This window comes from Marinobacterium sp. xm-d-530, from assembly GCF_013283365.1.
Taxonomy (GTDB): domain Bacteria; phylum Pseudomonadota; class Gammaproteobacteria; order Pseudomonadales; family Balneatricaceae; genus Marinobacterium_E.
Genome location: NZ_WBYM01000002.1, coordinates 221684 through 240170 on the forward strand (window position 1 = coordinate 221684; position 18487 = coordinate 240170).

Sequence of the window (18487 nt, forward strand, 5' to 3'; positions counted from 1 at the left end):
TCGGCTCCTGCCTCCGTTGCAGACTTCGGCCATCCGGGCCTCAGCCGATTGAACTCTTAACCGTGAAAAACCATCGTACTCACTCTCGATCGGACGTGGACAAATCGGCACGAGATTCGAATCTGGCACCCTGTCCCCGTCCGACTGAGAACGAGCACGGTGCTCTTTTTCGTTAAGACGTTGAAAGGATCGAGCCCCGGATGGGCGAGAGTTTCAGCGCCTGCACGGAGCAGGCTCTGAAATGTGCCTTTCGATGTTAGAAAAAGAGTATCGCGCGCAGTGTGCCGAAGGCCGAAGGAGCGGGGTGTGTTTTCTTGCTTCTTCTTTGCTCACACAAAGAAGAAGGCTAGCCGACGCAAGTCGGATAGAAGTGCTTTTGATCTAACGTTTTATCTAGGTCTTAAAGAAAAGATCGTCACATCTTCGATATGACTCCACCAAAAAATCACTCTGCCTCAAAAAAGAAATCGACGGGATAACTCTCACCATCCTGTTCGGTAATGATCAAACGAGCCTTCCAGACCATTAAGCCCGTCGTGCAGACTGACAGCTCGGTGACTCCCGACCAACTCTCACCATTGAATTTTATCGGTGTCTGGTTGATACCCATATACTCAGTGGTCCCTTGTAGATCGAGCCATGCACTCTCTGGTTGCTGCCCATCGATTGTAAAGCTGAATGTCAGAGGAACTAGAGATTTAGCTGGCTTTGGATTCATGCTGAGGCTCAGCACCCTGCTCTTCTCGCTATCGGACGGGAGTTCAATAAGACAGGTCTCGAAATTAACGTCGCAATCCGTTGTAATGGGATCCCGCTCTAGGAAACCACTCAACACAGACTGCAATAGATAGACGCTGACACCCAAGGGCAAAATGATCAGCAGTGCCGTTAGGAGAGGCTTAACACGCTGCATTGAAGTTAGCTTCCAACGTTAGCGGCATCGATATCCGCTTGCATCTCTTCCAGAATCCAGTCGCGGAACGCCATCATTGCAGGCGTAAGTCCATGATTCTTGCGGTAGACCAGATAGAAAGCATTATGGCTATCCAAACTGATATCAAAGGGTGCGATTAAACGACCGCTATCTAGTTCTCGGCCTAACAGCGCTGTATCAGCCAGTGCTATACCGATCCCTTCTGATGCCGCCGATACCGCCAACGAGGTGCTGGAGAAGGAGATGGTTTTATTAATCTCGGTGATGGAAATTCCCTGTTCTTGCAGCAGCTTTGTCCACTCATGACTACGACCTGAGACATTAATCAAGGTGTGGTTTAGCATGTCTTTGGGCGTGTTGAGCGGCTCTTTACCCTCAAGGAGTTTGGGACTCATGACGGGTGTTAGAAAGATATTACGCATCATATGCGACTCGATTCCTTTCCAATGGCCAGTACCATAATAGACAGCCATATCAGTCTCGGAGTTATCAAAGTCGATGTACTCAATCGAAGATTCAACTCGAAGCTCAACCTCAGGAAAGCGCTCTTGAAAACGCGTGATGCGTGGTACCAACCAACGTGTTAAGAAGGCTGGAGCGATGCTCACTTTCACCACGTTGGTATTAGGCGCTGCAACCAACCTGCGTGTCGCCTGCTCCAGTTCGTCTAAGGCTATCTGTACAGAGGGTAAATAACGTTCCCCTGCAGCCGTCAACGAAATGGTTCGCTTCTCACGTTTAAAAAGCTCAACACCTAAAAACTCTTCAAGTGACTTCAACTGATGGCTAACCGCCGATGGCGTGACACAAAGCTCTTCACTGGCGCGGTTGAAGCTACCATGGCGGGCAGCAGCATCGAACACGCGAAGAGCGTTGAGTGGTGGTAAGCGTCGCATAGGAGATTCCTGTAAGTGAATTTAACTCAACAATAAATCAAAAAAGGATCGTTTGTCGAGAGCCTTATACACCTTTAGTATGATCACAAATTGAACAGCGAAACGAATTAGAGGAAATGAACATGCCTTACACATACGCAACTGTAGATCTAGAAGCAGCAATCAAAGAAGCTCAAGCACTTCGCAGCCAAGCACTGGCTGAGTTGGTTGACACTACAAGCAAACGTCTAAGCCGTGTTTTTGTTAGCGAACTTCGCACGACTCGCGAATCAGCGCTAGCACGTCTAACTCAGGCTGCTTAAGCCTCCAAAGCATATTGCTCTTTGGCCGGTCAGGCTCAGCTCTGATCGGCCTGTTTTCTCTCTCGGGCGACACGCTCACTCATTTTGATCAACACTCGGCTTACCGCAACATTTGCGAACGCAGCCGTGACTGAAGTAACTGCCCCTAAGCCGCCAGAACAGTCTAAACGCACATCACTCTCACCAAAGTTTTTTGTCGCACAGACAGATCCATCCAACTGTGGATACCTAGCCTGCTCCTGCGAGAAGACACACTCGACACCAAATCGTTTACCGCTTCGACTGAACCCGAAATGACGTTTCAATATTGAACGAACCTTAGCGGCCAGCGCATCGTGCTGAGTTTTACTTAGATCAGCAACTTCAATTTTAAGCGGATCAATCAACCCACCAGCCCCGCCGGTGGTAACGATCGGAATCTTGCGGCGACGGCAGTACGCAATCATTGCCGCTTTAACACCGGCACTATCAATGGCATCGACGACATAATCAATCGGCTCAACCAATAGGTCAGTAAGATTATCTTGCGTCGCAAAACACTCATGCTCGTGAATAATTAAATCGGGATTAATCTCGCGCGCACGATCCGCCATCACCTGAACTTTGGAGGCACCTAAATTTGAGCTAACCGCATGCATCTGGCGATTCGTGTTTGAGACACAAATTTCATCTAGATCAATGAGGCTAAGCTCACCGATACCACTCCGGGCAAGCGCCTCTACCACCCAGGAGCCAACGCCACCTAAACCGACAACGGCAACATGAGCCTTGTGAAACTTTTCGAGTGAATCAGTGCCATAGAGGCGCCCAATACCTGCGAATCGATCAAGGTAATCAGAATTCATCGTCTGTAATCTCAGTCAGAACAACCTCTCCACACATCTGGCATTTCCCTTCCAGAAAGATAATACCGTGCAGTTCGTACTCAACAGGATCACTCATACCCAGATCCACTTTCTGACAATGGTCGCACCAGGTATGCAGTAGCAGCTCTTCACGATCCTCTTTGCTGCGCAGTGTAAAATCTCTAATGACTCGATCATCACTCATAACTTTTGTCTCATTAATTCTGGTTCTTAAGCCAATGTTCTGGCCAATAGTTGCCATTTTCAAGTTGCTTCAGCTTGTCGATAAAAGTGTTTTTGTTGAACCACTCACCTTCTAGAGGGGCTGCCTCTATCTGAAAAGCCTCTTTTTGGTACTGAAATGCGATACGCCAAGCATGCAGGTAGGTACGATCAGAGGGCTGGCCATATCGCTGGTCACCGAGTATTGCCGCACCTTCACTTTTCAGGGCGACTCGAATCTGGTGCGTCTTACCGGTTTTAGGTCGACAGACGAAGAGACGTAAACCCGGCTCAATAGAGAGTGAAAAGAAGTCAGTAATAGCAGGGTTAGACTGAGTTTTGAGCAGCTTATAACTTCCATTCCGCGCCGCTGCCATATCACCTTTGATGCGACCCTGCTTTCGTTTCGGCTTCGATTGGCTTAGGGCGAGATAAGTTTTTTGAATCGACTGTTCACTGAACAGGTTTGATAGCTGCGCGGCTGCTTCGGCATGTTTAGCGAACAGAAGCACGCCCGATGTCACCTTATCTAACCGGTGCACCATCCAAAGCTTTAACCCAAACTGTTGTTCAGCAAGCAATTGAAGACCCAACTCTCCTGACTCAGAGTGCATCCCAACGCCTATCGGCTTGTAGATGGCCATAAAATCGGGGTGATCAAAAAGGCGTTGCAGCGTCACAGCCAACCCAACACCTGTTTAGCAAAGGGGATGGTCAGTTTTCGTTGCGCCTGCAAAGAGGCTCGATCCAACTGATCCAGGTATTCATACTGTTTCGAAAGGTCTCGCTCACCATGATTCAATAGATACTGTGCGACCTCATCAGCCAACACCAAGCCTCTAGCGGCAGCCTCTTGCTGAATCGCTTCCCGTTTCTGCTCATCCGAGAGAGCCTCCAGCTTGAAAGCCAGCCCCCAAGCCAAGCGTGAACGAAGGTCTGGAAGCTCAATTTGGCTGTTTGCGGGGGAATCCACACCACTGATCAACAATGAGTGGCCAATGTCTCGAATGCGATTGAATAGATGAAAAAGCGCCTCTTGCCAAGCTGAATCTCCTATCACAGCACCCACATCATCCAAACAGACCAGCTGAAAATGCTCCAACCCTTCAAGCATCTCCACCGACAATTCATCGGTTTGACTCAGTGGTAGATAGATCGCCGAAATACCGAGAAGCTCTGCCTCGTTACAGAGCGCCTGAAGAAGATAGCTCTTACCGGTATTCTCACGACCGTATAGATAGACAAAAGACTCTTGGGACTGATTCTCTTGTCTATTAATCAAACCCTTTAACGCTGGTATTAATGCACTCTGTTGGGACTGAACAAAACGAGATAGCTTAGCGTCACTGCGAAGCTGAACACCTAAAGGGAGTTGCTGAGGAGTATTCTGTGATGAGAGAGACATCAGACTGACGGTTCATCCTGATCAACTGCGTGATGGTAAAGCGAACTCTGTTTATAGCCACTGTGAAGATGTGACAATAACACGCGAATAATAGCCGCCACCGGCAGCGCCAACAACACACCAATGAAGCCAAACAGCTGACCACCCGCCATAATCGCAAAAATGACCGTAACCGGATGAAGACCGATCTGATCACCGACGAGTTTCGGGGTCAGGACCATACCTTCCAGCAGTTGGCCGACCATAAAGACCGCTGCTACACCCAGAAGAATGGTCGGATCTTGGAACTGAACATAGGCCGCAACCGAAGAGGAGAGAATGCCAATGATCACGCCAAGGTAAGGAACGATACTCGCCAACCCTGCAATCAATCCTAACAGCAGAGCAAGATCTACCCCGAGAAGTGCCAGGCCTATCGCATAGATAACACCCAACACCAGCATGACCACTAACTGCCCTTTCATGAAAGCACCGAGGACAAAATCACACTCTTTTGCCCAGATAGAGACCTTAGGTTCTAGATTTCTTGGCAACAACTCAGCGATGTTTGCGACCATCGTGTCCCAATCTCTCAACAGATAGAAAGTGACGACTGGAATCAATACCAGATTGGCTAACCAAGCAGCGATAGCCAATCCAGACTGTGTAATAGAGGATATAAGAGCGGTCGCGATTGAACCGGTACTCTGCCAGTGTTGAGCCAACACGGCTGTAATTTGAGCCAGATCCGGTTTAGCAATGGACAGACCTAAGTTAGCTTCAATCAGAGGGATCAACTCGTTGTTAACCAGTTCGATAACTACTGGAATTCGCTGAGCGACAATCTGAATTTGATGTGACAACTGTGGTATCAGCAGCAGTAATGCACCCACCAGAACCAAGGCTAAGGAGGTAAATACAACAATGACGGCCGGGGTTCGACCCATGCCTTTTGCCTCTAATCGATCAGCAATAGGGTCTGATATGTATGCCAATAGAGCACCCGCAACAAAGGGACTTAATACCGGTGCCAATAGATATAGAAGGATTGTGATAACAATTAGAACTGAGAGAATAAACCAACGCTGCTGCATTATTCGATCACTTCTTCAATTGATGGAGTGATTTCTGCCTCAGGCACAAGAGTAGCATCACTATCAGTAGACAAAGGCTCTAATAAGGCTTCAAGGGTTGCTGGCTCTTCCAGCTGAAAGGGTTTGTACTGGTAAGCATCAATACCCGTCTCCTCTAACCAAGATTGCTCAACCAATAGAGCACTCAGTTCGGCAAGCCCGAGATCAGAACCCACCACTAAACGGATTTCAACGTCGTTCATCTGTGACACATACAAAAATTTAACACCCTCTGTCTCACGTAGTTTACCTGTCACTCGTAACAGTGAAGAGAGATCATCCAGACCTGTCACGCTGATCTCATGACCAGTGTGTTGATAGTTACTGGAAACAATCGCAGAGCTCTGTGTGGGTAAAACGGGCGCAGCGGTTTCAACAGCCGAGATAACCGGAGGCGCAACCTGATCTACCTGAGCCGTTGGAGCCTCAACCCTTTCCGGTTTAATCGATTCTACGTCTGCGGTGTTAGCATTGGGCTGCTCGACTATTTCATCAGCGGTGGAGCGCTCATCAATGGCCGGACCCGCCTCTAAATCCAGTTGCATTTTTAGCCAACTCACACCCAAGGCAAGCCCATCGCTGGTCACGGAAGTACGAAGATTTTGACCTACACCCTCTTTAATAAATCGCCAATTGATACCACCCTCGTTCAATTGCACGAGCACTGCAGCACCATTTCCGGTGCCGGCCGCACTGCGTTGAAGTGTTTCATCAATGGCTTTGCCCTGAACCAGTTGAGGGTAGAAGAGTGGCCCGACGCCAAATTCACTGGGCAGTGCGACTGAGATAGATTCAGATCGACCTTTTTCGACCAAGAATTGCACCCAACGAGCACTCTCCTGCTCAGCTTTAACCGGCGATTCGCGCCCATCAACTGGCCACAATAGTAGATCTTTAGCCACCGCACTCACTGAGCAAGTCAGTAGAGCTGAAGCTAGAGCTAGAACCTTGATTTTCATTAAATGGCGAGACATCAAAAAACCTAAGAAAAAATCATCGCTAAATTTGCTAAGAACTGTAACACACAATAGCTCAGCGGTGCGCAAACTGATAGAATTCACAACCTATTAAATTCGCTTTCACCCCTGAGGTTAAACACAGATGTCTAGCAATACCAATACCCCTTCAATCAGCTACAAAGATGCTGGAGTCGATATCGATGCAGGTAACGCCCTTGTCGAGAAAATAAAAGGTGTTGCTAAACGCACAGCCCGTCCAGAAGTGATGGGTGGTTTGGGTGGCTTTGGTGCTCTGTGTGAAATCCCGGAGGGTTACCGCCAGCCAGTACTGGTCTCCGGCACCGACGGTGTCGGTACTAAACTGAAGTTGGCCATGGATCTTGGCCGTCATGACACCATCGGTATCGACTTGGTGGCTATGTGTGTTAATGACCTAGTCGTTGCTGGTGCAGAGCCTCTATTCTTCCTTGACTACTACGCAACAGGCAAACTGAATGTCGATATGGCAGCAGACGTTGTATCCGGTATTGGTAAAGGGTGTGAACTGGCCGGTGCCGCACTGGTTGGTGGTGAAACAGCCGAAATGCCAGGCATGTACGAAGGCGACGATTACGATCTAGCCGGCTTCTGTACTGGCGTTGTCGAGAAATCAGAGATCATTGATGGTACTAAAGTACAAGCTGGTGACGCTCTAATCGCACTGGGTTCATCGGGTCCTCACTCAAACGGTTACTCACTGATTCGTAAAATTCTTGAAGTGTCTAACGCTGACCTAAACCAACCAATGGGTAAGGGTACGCTCGCAGATGCACTGATGGAACCTACTCGCATCTACGTTAAATCGGTTCTTGAGCTGATCTCGAAGGTACAGGTTAACGCTCTGTCTCACATCACCGGCGGTGGCCTTCTAGAGAACATCCCACGCGTACTTCCTGAGAGCGCAAAAGCGGTGATCGATACCAATAGCTGGGAGATTCCAGAAGTATTCCGTTGGATTCAAGCCGGCGGCAACGTTGATCAAACAGAGATGTACCGCACCCTTAACTGTGGCGTTGGCATGGTGATCTGTGTTCCTGGCAGTGAAGCTGATAAGGCCATTGAGATCCTGTCTGCAGCTGGCGAAGAGGCTTGGCTGATCGGTTCAATCGCAAACGCTTCAGCGGGCGACGAGCAAGTTGAGCTGGCAGGTATGAGCCACTAACTATGAAGAACATTGTAGTTCTAATCTCAGGGTCGGGATCGAATCTACAAGCCATCATAGATGCTACCGCCAACGACCAGCACTGCCGTGTTGTTGGCGTGCTCTCAAACAGAGAGAGAGCATATGGTTTAGAGCGCGCTAAAAAAGCCGGTATAGAGACAGCTGTGGTTGATCATACCCATTTCGATTCACGCCTTGCGTTTGATAGTGCACTGATGGAGCAGATCGATGCATGGCAAGCGGACCTCGTGGTATTGGCTGGCTTCATGCGGATCTTGACAGACGAATTTGTTCAGCACTTCAGCGGTCGACTTCTTAACATCCACCCCTCTCTTCTGCCTAAATATAAAGGCACCAACACCCATCAGAGAGCATTGGAGGCTGGCGATACAGAGCATGGCTGTACTGTGCACTTTGTCTCAGAAGAGCTGGACGGCGGAGCTGCCATCATTCAGGCTGCTACCTACATCGAGCAAGGCGACACTGTTGATTCATTGATCCAAAAAGTGCATCAGCTAGAGCATAAAATCTACCCACTTGCAGTCTCTTGGTTTGCCTCTGAACGCATCACTCTAGAGAACAACCGAGTCTTTCTAGACGGATCACCTTTGGGTGAAACAGGCTACCTTTACCGAGTGTAAATGAGGATTAATGGGAAGATGAGAAGTTGGGTAGCACTGTTATCGATACTTCTTATCGGCCCATCCTTTGCTCAACCTACCCCTTTTAAAGCCTCTTACAGTGCCAACATCGATCTTTTAATTGATGTTCCAGTGACTGCGACACGAGAGCTCGTTAAAACCTCCACAGGAACCTGGCGATTTACCAACAGAGCCTCAGCGTTTATGGCCAAGCAGAGAGAAACCAGCGAGCTCAAATTCAGTCATGGTGAGTGGTCACCGCTCTTATACAACTACGAGCGCAGTCTGTTTGGTCGCTCACGCTCTATCTCAATTGACTTTGATGAGGCTGGAGGCCGAATTACGACACTGGTCAATGGGGACCCCTGGAATCAACCTTGGGAGAGTGCAGTTCAAGATAGGCTCAGTTACCAGCTTCAACTCAGAGAAGATTTAAAGTCAGGGCGGCAACAACTTGACTATAGAATCGCTGATGGTGGGCAGATAAAAAATTATCAGTTTAATAGGCTTGGCGAAGAGTTACTGAGAACCCCTGCTGGAACCTTTCTATGTGAAAAATTGCAACTGGTTCGAGCCGGCCAACAGCATACGACTCTTATCTGGATGGCAAAAGAGCTCGACTACCTCACCATACGTTTAATCCGAATCGATGCAGACGGCAAAGAGCACCTTCTTAACTTAAAATCCGTGGAATTTTATGATTGATTTAAAGACCCTATCCGATCAACTGTTAGAGCTTGAAACCGTCTCACTGGACAACCCTGATCAGCTGTTTGCGATCTCCTATATCAGGGGGCATATCGATCTACTTCATAGCCAAGATGCAAAACTGAATCTAGCTCAATTGATCACTGAGATTAGCGAATCATTCAAGGTCGACAAGATGTCAGCAACCGATCAATCACTTGTTTTAGAGCTGTTGAATTCATTTTAATTCTTAGACTCTACACCTTCGAATAAATCCCCTTTACATCCCCCGTCGTAATTGACAATTCGCAAATTAAGAGTACGATACTTATCTTAAGCTATAAGCATATAACTAAAGTCTAGACAGACCGTTAATTGCACCTTAAAAGCTAGATGGAGCATCCAATGCAGCCTATCGTTAAAACCTTCTTTGATGAACCCACCTTTACCTTCAGCCACGTTGTTTCAGACTCTGAAACGAAAGAGTGTGCAATTATCGATTCCGTTCTCGATTTCGATTACGCGTCAGGTAAAACTGATCGAGTATCAGCCGATCAAATCATCACCTACATAAAAGAAGAGGGGCTGCAGACCAAATGGATTCTTGAAACTCACGTTCATGCCGATCACCTATCTGCAGCACCCTACTTAAAGGATCAACTGGGCGGCACCCTAGCCATTGGTGATCACATCACTGTGGTACAAGATGTTTTCGGAAAGGCTTTTAATGCCGGCACAGAATTCGAACGTGATGGCAGCCAGTTTGATCATCTATTCAAAGATGATGAGTCATTTAATATCGGCTCAATCGCTGCAAAAGCGATCCACACACCCGGACACACCCCTGCTTGTATGAGCTATTTAATCGGTGACGCTCTGTTTGTGGGTGACACCTTATTCATGCCTGACTACGGAACCGCGCGTTGCGATTTTCCTGGGGGCGATGCAACAACCCTCTACCAGTCGATTCAGAAGCTATTCACCCTACCGGATGAGACCCGTGTCTTTATGTGTCATGACTACAAGGCACCTGGTCGTGATGAGTACCAATTTGAAACCACCATCGGTGAAGAGCGCCAGCACAATATTCACGTCAGCGTAGAGCATGATCAGGCTGACTTTATTCAAATGCGTGAATCACGTGATGCAACACTTGATATGCCTCGCCTGATTCTGCCGTCGGTTCAAGTCAATATGCGTGCTGGTCATCTGCCACCTGCTGAAGATAACGGTCAGCGCTACCTAAAAATTCCGGTAGACCTTTTCTAATTAAGGAAACATTTCATGGATGTAAGAAAACTCACAGATTCAATCAGCGTGTCACCTCAAGTAGCGATTGAAGATATTAAGTCCATTGCTGAAGCAGGCTTTAAAACCGTTATTTGCAACCGACCAAACGGCGAGAGCGAGGATCAACCCGATCTAGCACTGATTGAAGCGGAGTGTCAGAAGCTGGGGTTAACCTACATCTCTCAGCCCGTTATCTCTGGCAACATCAGCGACCAAGATGTTGAGGCATTTGATCAGTTCTTAGCATCCGCGCAAACTCCGATCTTCGCTTTTTGTCGCACCGGTACTCGCTGCACCATGCTATGGGGCATGGCAGAAGGGTCAAGACAGGAAGCCCAAGCGATTATCGATAAGGCCGCTAATGCTGGGTATGACCTTAACGGAATTAGAGCGCGAATCGAGGCACGTCAGTAATAAAGCAGCGTTTTCTGCTTTTCAGGATTAATACTTTGAAGAACTATTTTCCGATTTTAGACTGGGCAAAATCGTACAATAAGCTGACGCTGACCAACGATCTTATCGCGGCAGTGATTGTAACGATCATGTTGATTCCTCAATCACTGGCCTATGCTCTGCTTGCTGGATTACCGCCAGAGGTGGGTCTATATGCAAGTATATTGCCGCTGATCGCTTACGCTATTTTCGGAACCAGTCGTACTCTAGCCGTTGGCCCTGTTGCTGTTGTTTCACTGATGACCGCAACCGCTTTAGGTAGCCTCGGACTTGCCAACACCACCGATTACATTGCCGCTGCCGGTGCTTTGGCGCTCATTTCGGGCACACTGCTAATACTGATGGGCTTTTTTAAATTGGGCGCGATGGCCAACTTGCTCAGCCACCCGGTCATCTCCGGCTTCATTACCGCCTCTGGACTGATCATCGCCGCCAGCCAGCTAAAACATATTCTTGGCATCAACGCGTCTGGCCACAATCTATATGACATTCTCTCTTCAATCATCATTCACCTAGAGGACACCAACATCCCGACACTGATTATCGGTGTCTCTGCGACAGCCTTCTTGTTCTGGACCCGTAAGAGCTTAAAGCCACTTCTGCTTAAAACCGGGATGAACTCAAAACTGGCTGATGTCATTGCCAAAGCGGGACCTGTTTTGGCTGTAGCCGCCACAGCCTTTGCGACCTACTACTACCGCCTAGAGCTTGAGGGGGTCAAAGTCGTTGGTATCGTTCCAACAGGACTACCCGAGTTTGCACTGCCACATTTTGATGCAGAACTTTGGCAACAACTGTTCATTTCAGCCATGCTGATCAGTATTGTCGGTTTTGTTGAGTCAGTCTCTGTTGCACAAACACTGGCAGCAAAGCGTCGTCAAAGAATTGATCCCAGCCAAGAGTTGATTGGCCTAGGCGCATCCAACGTAGGTTCAGCGGTATCTGGCGGCTTCCCAGTGACAGGTGGATTCTCTCGCTCCGTTGTCAACTTTGATGCCGGCGCAGAGACACCGGCAGCGGGCGCATTCACAGCAGTGGGTATTGCAGTCGCTACCCTCTTCCTAACACCGCTTCTATTCTTCTTACCCAAAGCGACACTGGCCGCAACCATTATTGTTGCCGTTCTGTCATTGGTCGACCTCGGCGCCCTAAAACGCACTTGGAGCTACTCGAAGCCTGACTTCATGGCAATGCTGGCAACCATACTGCTGACGCTGTTAGTCGGTGTAGAAGCAGGCATCATCGCCGGTGTGACCTTATCGATCGCACTGTTTCTGCAGCGCACGAGTAAGCCACACGATGCGATTGTCGGCCGAATTCCCGGTACAGAGCACTTCCGTAACGTCGATCGTTTTGAGGTGGAGTACGATGAGAAGATCATCACACTGCGTATCGACATGAGCCTCTACTTCGTTAACGCGCGTTATTTAGAAGACCGTGTTTATGACCTGATTGCCCAACAAAAAGGGGTCCAGCACTTTGTTCTGATGTGCCCAGCCGTCAACCTGATCGATGCATCAGCCCTAGAGTCTCTTGAAGCGATTAATCAGCGTCTTAAAGACTTTGGAGTCTGCTTCCACCTGTCAGAGGTAAAAGGCCCGGTGATGGATCAGCTTAAGAAGAGTCATTTCCTAAACGAACTGACTGGCCAAGTATTCCTCAGCCAATACCAAGCCTGGTGCACTCTTCACAACGAGTCCGATACGCGCATGAGCAAATGCGCCAAAGCGGCTTTGTCCGACTAAAGACAGACATTAGAGTGGTTTGATGGCACACTGAAGGCTAACTTTAAGTGTGTATGGTTTTATGAGTAAAACGCTTCGTTGGTTTATCGCGACCACTCTATTTTTAGCCCTAGCGATTGGAGTTGAGTTAACAATCGGGTGGAGATCCATTCTCGAAGATTGGCAGACTCTCTCTATAACCAATCTACTCTTTTTGACCCTGCTCACCTTTATCTCATACCTCCTAAGAGCTGAGCGTGTCTTTAACTACTTTGCCTCTGAATCACACTCCCGCGTTAGCTACATAAAGATCAGCTTTTTACATAACGCGCTGAATAACTTTTTACCGATGAGACTCGGCGAAGCCGCCTTCCCATTGTTGATGAAACGTGAATTTTCAGAATCCATGCTGACCACATCGGCGGGGTTGCTGGTGATTCGCTTGATGGACCTTCATGTTTTACTACTTCTTGCTTCGTTTACCCTCTTCTCAGTAACACCCCTGCTGGGAGGCATAGCTTGTACAGCCCTTATCTTGTTACCACTGTTAATGAGAGTTGGAGGAGAGTCACTAATCCGTCTATTTCCAGAAAAAATTAGGAACTTACTCAATAAAGTTGAACACCTATGGCCAAAAGACTACAGGCTGTTAGGCAAAACCTACCTTATGACTCTACTTATATGGATTGTGAAGTTGGTAGCACTTATTCTAATCCTAATGAGCTTCCTTAATATCGACTTTTTCAATGGTGCACTGGCTGTCATATTGGCCGACATTTCAGGCGTTTTGCCGATTCATGGACTAGCAGGTTCTGGCACTTATGAGGCTGCAATGTTAGCTGCTTTATACCCGATGGGATTTGAAACCATAGAGGCCGTAAAAGCGGCCATTAATGTGCACATCTACCTTTTGGGCGCGTCACTGCTATCTGTCCCTATTGCGCTACTTCTGCCCAGCCCTAGCAGGAAAACTAGCTTTTAAAAAGAGACGACAAACTTTGTTAAGAGTCAGCCATAAGGTATGATTCACCACTCAAATCCAGACACGAGATCACCATGTCAAACAGACCCACCCTCTCCGTTGTAGTTCCTATGTATAAAGAAGAAGATGTCGCACAACTGCTTGTCGAGCGGGTTCATGATGGTCTTTCTGATTACCAAGGTAACTGGGAACTTGTCTGTGTGGACGATGGATCACCCGATCAGACGGTAGACCGCTTAAAGGCCGCCGCAGAACAGTTTGGTAATCAGGTTAGAGTCATTGAGCTGCAACGTAACTTTGGTCAGACAGCTGCCATGCAAGCGGGTATTGATGCAGCACGTGGTGAACTGATCGTGACGATGGATGGGGATCTACAAAACGATCCTAAAGACATCCCTAGAATGGTCGATGAGCTCATTGAACGTGACCTCGACCTACTCCAAGGCTGGCGAGTCAATCGTCAAGATGCCGCCATCAAACGCAAACTGCCGTCAAAAATTGCCAACCGTTTGATTGCAAAAATCACCGGGGTAAAACTTCACGATTACGGCTGCAGTCTTAAAGTGTATCGCGCGTCCGTGCTTAAACAGGTGCGTCTGTTCGGTGAAATGCACCGCTTTATCCCCGTCTGGGTTGCTGGTGTCACCTCACCAAGACGGATCGGTGAAACACCTGTAACACATCACGCTCGTGAATTCGGTGAGTCTAAATATGGCATTAGCCGAACCTTTCGAGTGATTATCGACATCATCTCCGTTTTCTTCTTTCTTCGTTACAAAGCACGTCCTGGACACTTCTTTGGGTCGATTGGTCTGGCATCCGGTGCCATCGGCGGTGCTATGCTGAGCTGGCTATTTGCCGTTAAATTTTTCTTAGGCGAAGACATCGGCAGCCGTCCAATGTTGATGATCGCCATCTTTTTGATCTTGATGGCTTTGCAGTTTCTAACCACTGGCGTTATCGCAGAGATGTTGAGTCGAATCTTTTTCCAAGATAATCGAAGCGCCAGTTTTGTTGTTCGTCCATCAGCTCCCATTGCTGATGATGAGTGCTGGAAAAGAGCTGATCACGAATAATGCTAACGCTGTTTAGAGATCGCAGTTTTCAATTTCTGTTATTTGCGGCTGCGCTTTTATTTGCTTACCGTGAATGGATTACGCAGTCAGCACCGATTCACCTCTTTTTTGATGAAGCCTACTACTTTGGCTGGTCGCAGAGCCTAGACTGGGGCTATTACTCTAAGCCACCAATGGTGGCATGGCTGATTCGAATCACCACGGATCTATTCGGTAGCAGTGAGTGGGCAATCAAATTGGCCTCTCCGCTTCTCTACTCAATCACTTCGCTTATCCTGTTCTCGATTGGCCAACGTCTGCACTCAACTAGAGCAGGACTTTATGCCGGCTTACTGTTTCTTACCATGCCGTTGGTTAGTTTCAATTCGTTGTTCATTACCACTGACGCACCACTGCTTTTTTTCTGGACATTAGCTCTTTTGCTCTTTTTGAAGGCACAGCAGTCCAATCAATGGGTAACATGGATTGCAGCGGGTATCGTAGGTGGACTGGGGTTGCTCTCTAAATACACCTTCATACTCTTTCCGGCAGGCTTTCTAGTCTACGCTGCGATTTCAAAAGAGGGCCGTGAACTCCTGGCCAATCCAAGATTCTGGGTTGCCTGTGGCATTGCTATTTTGTTGCTACTACCGAACCTGTGGTGGAACTATCAACACGACTTCATCAGTTTTCAGCACACGGCTGAGATCTCTCAACAATCTGAATCCAGTTTCAGCATTGTTCGTTTAATCGAATTTTTGGCTACTCAACTTGCCGTAGTAGGTCCTTTAAGTGCACTAGCGCTTTTCGCATCAACTTTCATGCTAAAAAGAGTGAAAGGTACAAAGCTTCTATGGGCAATATTCATACCCATCTTTTTGGTTATCAGTTTTCAAGCACTCTCAGCTCGAGCCAATATTAACTGGGGTGCACCGGCTTACATAACCGGTGTATTACTGGTAGCGATTCTTTTATCACTCAGAAAAAGCCACAAAATACTCACCTTGGCTGTGAGCATCAATCTGTTATTAATGATTGGCTTTTATCACTACACATCAATTCAAAAGGGTCTAGGGTTCGAACCAACCCCGAAAAACAATCCTTACTCTAGAATCCAGGGGTGGTATGAACTTTCTAAAGAGATTGCCCCATCATTAGCTCAGTATCCTGACTTAATTGTTGCTAGTGAATCTCGAAAAGTTGCAGCCTATTTTGGTTTCTACCGTGATCCAAAAAATTTAAATGCACGAGCGTTAGATTTAGACAATCACATTAAGAGTCACTACGAACTTCTCTACCCTGTCTCAAATGAACCGGAAGCGAGCTTTTTATTTTTAAGTGAGCGAATGGATGCAAAATCACTGGAGCGTTATTTCAATCAAGCAGTACATTTAGATTACAAAAAAGTGACTGTCATGAAGGGGCTTGAGAGACAGGTCTATGTCACACTAGTCAGAGGTTTTAAAGATGACAATTAGGAGAGACCTCTTACTAACCATCTTATCAGTGATCCTATTTACTACACTGCCAAATTTAGATCTTTGGGTCTCTTCACTTTTTTTTGATGGTACGTTTTTCTCAAAATCATCTCTCTTCTTTGGCTCAATCTACTGGCTATTTGCTTATCTTCATTTTGCAATCTTGCCGATTCTTATTTTTCTTGCGATCTATTTCTGGATGACGACCACTGATAAAAGTGACCCTTTTCAAAAAAGGATCTATACCTTTTTGTCACTCTCTTTGATTTTAGGCCCGGGCATATTGGTTAACGCCCTGTTGAAAAACAACTCGATCGGCCGTGCTCGCCCGTCACAAATCACCGAGTTTGGCGGGCAAGCAGACTTTACTCGTGCCTTTGAATATTCAGGCGCCTGTGACAGCAACTGCTCGTTTGTCAGCGGTCACGCGTCGATGGGATTCTTCTTTATCGGCTTGGGCTGGTTAATGCAATCTAAGCGCTGGTTCTACATTGGTTTAGGAATTGGCGTGATTGTTGGTATCACACGGATTGTCCAAGGTGGGCACTTCCTATCCGATACTGTCTTTGCACTCTGGGCGGTTTATTGGGTGAACCTGGGGTTGGGCAAGATATTAAAGATCAAATCCCCCATTTAGAGCGGCTGACAGGCTAAAGCCAGTCACCGAACAAACTATAAAGTGACTGGCTTCAGCCTGTCATCGGCTTTATCAGCCGGCAGTGATCCGATTCATTCCCCTCAACCTATACCTCTGCATCAACAGAGGTACCCATGCCAACCCCCATCAACATTGTCTGGTTCAAACGCGATCTTCGCCTGACCGATCACCGACCTCTAAAAGAGGCGATTGAATCAGGCTTACCTCTACTGCTTATCTACATTTTCGAACCTGAGCTCATGGAAGATAGCCACTACGGTGAGCGTCACTGGCGGTTTATCTATCAGAGCATCAACGATATCAACCATCAGCTTGCGGCATTTAATTCTGAAATAGTCATGCTCAACGGTGAGCCAACCGAGGTACTCTCTAAAATACTCTCGATCACGTCTGTTCACTCAATCTATAGCCACGAAGAGATCGGCATGGCCAAAACCTTTGCCCGTGATAAACGGGTAAAGAGGTTATGCATGAAGCAGGGCATTCAGTGGAATGAGTCACCCTACGGAGCCGTTATTAGAGGGGCTCGCAGTCGTGATAACTGGTTGGATAATTGGGATGCACGGATCAAAGGCCCACTACATCAACCGGACCTAACCCAACTCATCCCTGCTAGGCTAGATCACTCAAACCCACTACCCTATTTTAAACCTCAACCGGATTGGTTAGAGACTGACTCGCTGATGCAATACGGTGGCCCTAGCGCAGCAGCATCTGTGATAGAGAGCTTTTTCACGGAGCGTGGTCAGCTCTATTCCAAAGCGATATCTAAACCCTCCGCCTCTCGCAAGCACTGCAGTCGACTGTCCCCCTACCTTGCGTGGGGAAATATCAGCCTGGCTGAGGTTTACCAACAATCCAAACCCCCTGGCATTAAAGGCCAGTGGGAGAGATCCCTTAGAGCGTTTCGATCGCGTCTGCACTGGCACTGCCACTTCATTCAGAAGTTTGAATCTGAGATCGAGATCGAAACCCAACCGATCAATGCAGGCTATAACCACTTTCCGTGGCGAACCGATGACAAAGTTGAAGAAGATCTAAAGGCTTGGGAGAGTGGCATGACCGGTGTACCTCTGGTTGATGCCTGTATGCGAGCACTCAATCGCACCGGTTACATCAACTTTAGAATGCGAGCGATGCTCGTCAGCTTTCTCTGTCACTACCTGAAAATAGACTGGCGTCTCGGCTCACCTCACTTAGCTCGACAGTTTCTAGATTTTGAACCGGGCATTCACTTCCCACAGCTGCAGATGCAAGCAGGAACGACGGGTATTCATACACTGAGAATATATAACCCCACTCTACAGGCCGAGGAGCATGATCCAGAGGGTCACTTCATCGCGAAATGGGTACCTGAACTAGCGGAACTACCCAAAGAGCTCAGACACTCCCCTTGGGCGATGGGTGGACTTGAGAGACAGATGCTAGAGAGAGAGCAGAGCTATCCAGATCCAATTATCGATCTAAAACATTCAGCTGCTGAAGCCAGAGAGCTGTTTTGGGGTTGGCGTGAACGGCCAGAGGTTCAGATGCATAATCGAGCCATACTCAGGAGACATGTGATTGAGTAGCTTGCCGTTGACTCAACAGGGGGTGACAGGCTGAAAGCCAGTCACCAGGGCAAACGCTAACTAGTACTGACG

General features: G+C 47.8%; 21 protein-coding genes. 13 read left to right on the forward strand and 8 right to left on the reverse strand.

What is annotated here, in order from left to right; translation table 11 throughout:
- Positions 1–445 precede the first annotated feature (445 nt).
- Together XMD530_RS04395 and gcvA are read right to left on the reverse strand one after the other, a co-directional pair.
- Positions 446–913: a hypothetical protein gene (locus XMD530_RS04395; protein WP_173484270.1), complete on the reverse strand. Its 468-nt coding sequence runs from the start codon at positions 911–913 to the stop codon at positions 446–448.
- 5 nt (positions 914–918) lie between these two features.
- A complete protein-coding gene (gene gcvA, locus XMD530_RS04400) occupies positions 919–1830 on the reverse strand; it encodes a transcriptional regulator GcvA (RefSeq protein ID WP_173484271.1) in 912 nt (303 codons plus the stop codon).
- A gap of 122 nt (positions 1831–1952) precedes the next feature.
- On the opposite strand from gcvA, the gene XMD530_RS04405 reads away from it, so the two are divergent.
- A complete protein-coding gene (locus XMD530_RS04405; protein ID WP_173481536.1) occupies positions 1953–2132 on the forward strand; it encodes an RSP_7527 family protein in 180 nt (59 codons plus the stop codon).
- Between the two features lie 35 nt (positions 2133–2167).
- Here XMD530_RS04405 and tcdA read toward each other — a convergent pair whose 3' ends face one another.
- From tcdA to XMD530_RS04435, 6 genes are read right to left on the reverse strand one after another with little or no spacing between them, the layout of a single operon-like run.
- Positions 2168–2977 carry a tRNA cyclic N6-threonylcarbamoyladenosine(37) synthase TcdA gene (gene tcdA / locus XMD530_RS04410; RefSeq protein WP_173483154.1) on the reverse strand — a complete coding sequence of 270 codons (810 nt, stop codon included), beginning with the start codon at positions 2975–2977 and terminating at the stop codon, positions 2168–2170.
- Complete coding sequence (locus XMD530_RS04415) at positions 2967–3182, reverse strand: hypothetical protein (protein WP_173481538.1); 216 nt, start codon at positions 3180–3182, stop codon at positions 2967–2969. Before XMD530_RS04415 ends, tcdA begins: the two co-directional genes overlap by 11 nt.
- A gap of 13 nt (positions 3183–3195) precedes the next feature.
- On the reverse strand, positions 3196–3879 hold the full coding sequence (locus XMD530_RS04420; RefSeq protein WP_173498108.1) for a TIGR01621 family pseudouridine synthase: 684 nt from the start codon (positions 3877–3879) through the stop codon (positions 3196–3198).
- Entirely contained in the window at positions 3876–4604 is a 729-nt protein-coding gene (hda, locus tag XMD530_RS04425; RefSeq protein ID WP_173484274.1) for a DnaA regulatory inactivator Hda, read from the reverse strand. The genes XMD530_RS04420 and hda overlap by 4 nt, the downstream gene beginning before the upstream one ends.
- Positions 4604–5677 (reverse strand): AI-2E family transporter, encoded by a 1074-nt coding sequence (locus XMD530_RS04430; RefSeq protein WP_173481541.1) that lies wholly within the window; start codon positions 5675–5677, stop codon positions 4604–4606. The genes hda and XMD530_RS04430 overlap by 1 nt, the downstream gene beginning before the upstream one ends.
- Entirely contained in the window at positions 5677–6690 is a 1014-nt protein-coding gene (locus tag XMD530_RS04435; RefSeq protein ID WP_173481542.1) for a hypothetical protein, read from the reverse strand. Before XMD530_RS04435 ends, XMD530_RS04430 begins: the two co-directional genes overlap by 1 nt.
- Positions 6691–6817: 127 nt before the next feature.
- Here XMD530_RS04435 and purM point away from each other — a divergent pair, with 127 nt between their 5' ends.
- The 12 genes from purM to XMD530_RS04495 all read left to right on the forward strand — a co-directional run bounded on the left by purM (position 6818) and on the right by XMD530_RS04495 (position 18415).
- A complete protein-coding gene (gene purM, locus XMD530_RS04440; RefSeq protein WP_173498109.1) occupies positions 6818–7876 on the forward strand; it encodes a phosphoribosylformylglycinamidine cyclo-ligase in 1059 nt (352 codons plus the stop codon).
- A 2-nt stretch (positions 7877–7878) separates the two neighbouring features.
- Positions 7879–8517 carry a phosphoribosylglycinamide formyltransferase gene (purN, locus tag XMD530_RS04445; protein WP_173498110.1) on the forward strand — a complete coding sequence of 213 codons (639 nt, stop codon included), beginning with the start codon at positions 7879–7881 and terminating at the stop codon, positions 8515–8517.
- Between the two features lie 18 nt (positions 8518–8535).
- Entirely contained in the window at positions 8536–9222 is a 687-nt protein-coding gene (locus XMD530_RS04450; RefSeq protein ID WP_173506801.1) for a DUF3108 domain-containing protein, read from the forward strand.
- Complete coding sequence (locus XMD530_RS04455) at positions 9215–9451, forward strand: YfcL family protein (protein ID WP_173498112.1); 237 nt, start codon at positions 9215–9217, stop codon at positions 9449–9451. The genes XMD530_RS04450 and XMD530_RS04455 overlap by 8 nt, the downstream gene beginning before the upstream one ends.
- A gap of 158 nt (positions 9452–9609) precedes the next feature.
- The gene (locus XMD530_RS04460) at positions 9610–10473 is read left to right on the forward strand and encodes an MBL fold metallo-hydrolase (RefSeq protein WP_173483162.1); all 864 of its coding nucleotides are present in this window, start codon (positions 9610–9612) and stop codon (positions 10471–10473) included.
- A gap of 15 nt (positions 10474–10488) precedes the next feature.
- Positions 10489–10908 (forward strand): TIGR01244 family sulfur transferase, encoded by a 420-nt coding sequence (locus tag XMD530_RS04465; RefSeq protein ID WP_173506802.1) that lies wholly within the window; start codon positions 10489–10491, stop codon positions 10906–10908.
- Between the two features lie 26 nt (positions 10909–10934).
- Entirely contained in the window at positions 10935–12692 is a 1758-nt protein-coding gene (locus XMD530_RS04470; RefSeq protein WP_173506859.1) for a sulfate permease, read from the forward strand.
- A gap of 61 nt (positions 12693–12753) precedes the next feature.
- On the forward strand, positions 12754–13653 hold the full coding sequence (locus XMD530_RS04475) for a lysylphosphatidylglycerol synthase domain-containing protein (protein WP_173483164.1): 900 nt from the start codon (positions 12754–12756) through the stop codon (positions 13651–13653).
- Between the two features lie 74 nt (positions 13654–13727).
- Entirely contained in the window at positions 13728–14729 is a 1002-nt protein-coding gene (locus XMD530_RS04480) for a glycosyltransferase family 2 protein (protein WP_173498113.1), read from the forward strand.
- Positions 14729–16186, forward strand: a complete 1458-nt coding sequence (locus XMD530_RS04485; protein ID WP_173506803.1) for a glycosyltransferase family 39 protein — start codon at positions 14729–14731, stop codon at positions 16184–16186. The genes XMD530_RS04480 and XMD530_RS04485 overlap by 1 nt, the downstream gene beginning before the upstream one ends.
- The gene (locus XMD530_RS04490; protein ID WP_173506804.1) at positions 16176–16823 is read left to right on the forward strand and encodes a phosphatase PAP2 family protein; all 648 of its coding nucleotides are present in this window, start codon (positions 16176–16178) and stop codon (positions 16821–16823) included. Before XMD530_RS04485 ends, XMD530_RS04490 begins: the two co-directional genes overlap by 11 nt.
- A 134-nt stretch (positions 16824–16957) precedes the next feature.
- Positions 16958–18415, forward strand: a complete 1458-nt coding sequence (locus tag XMD530_RS04495) for a deoxyribodipyrimidine photo-lyase (protein ID WP_173506805.1) — start codon at positions 16958–16960, stop codon at positions 18413–18415.
- Positions 18416–18487 lie beyond the last annotated feature (72 nt).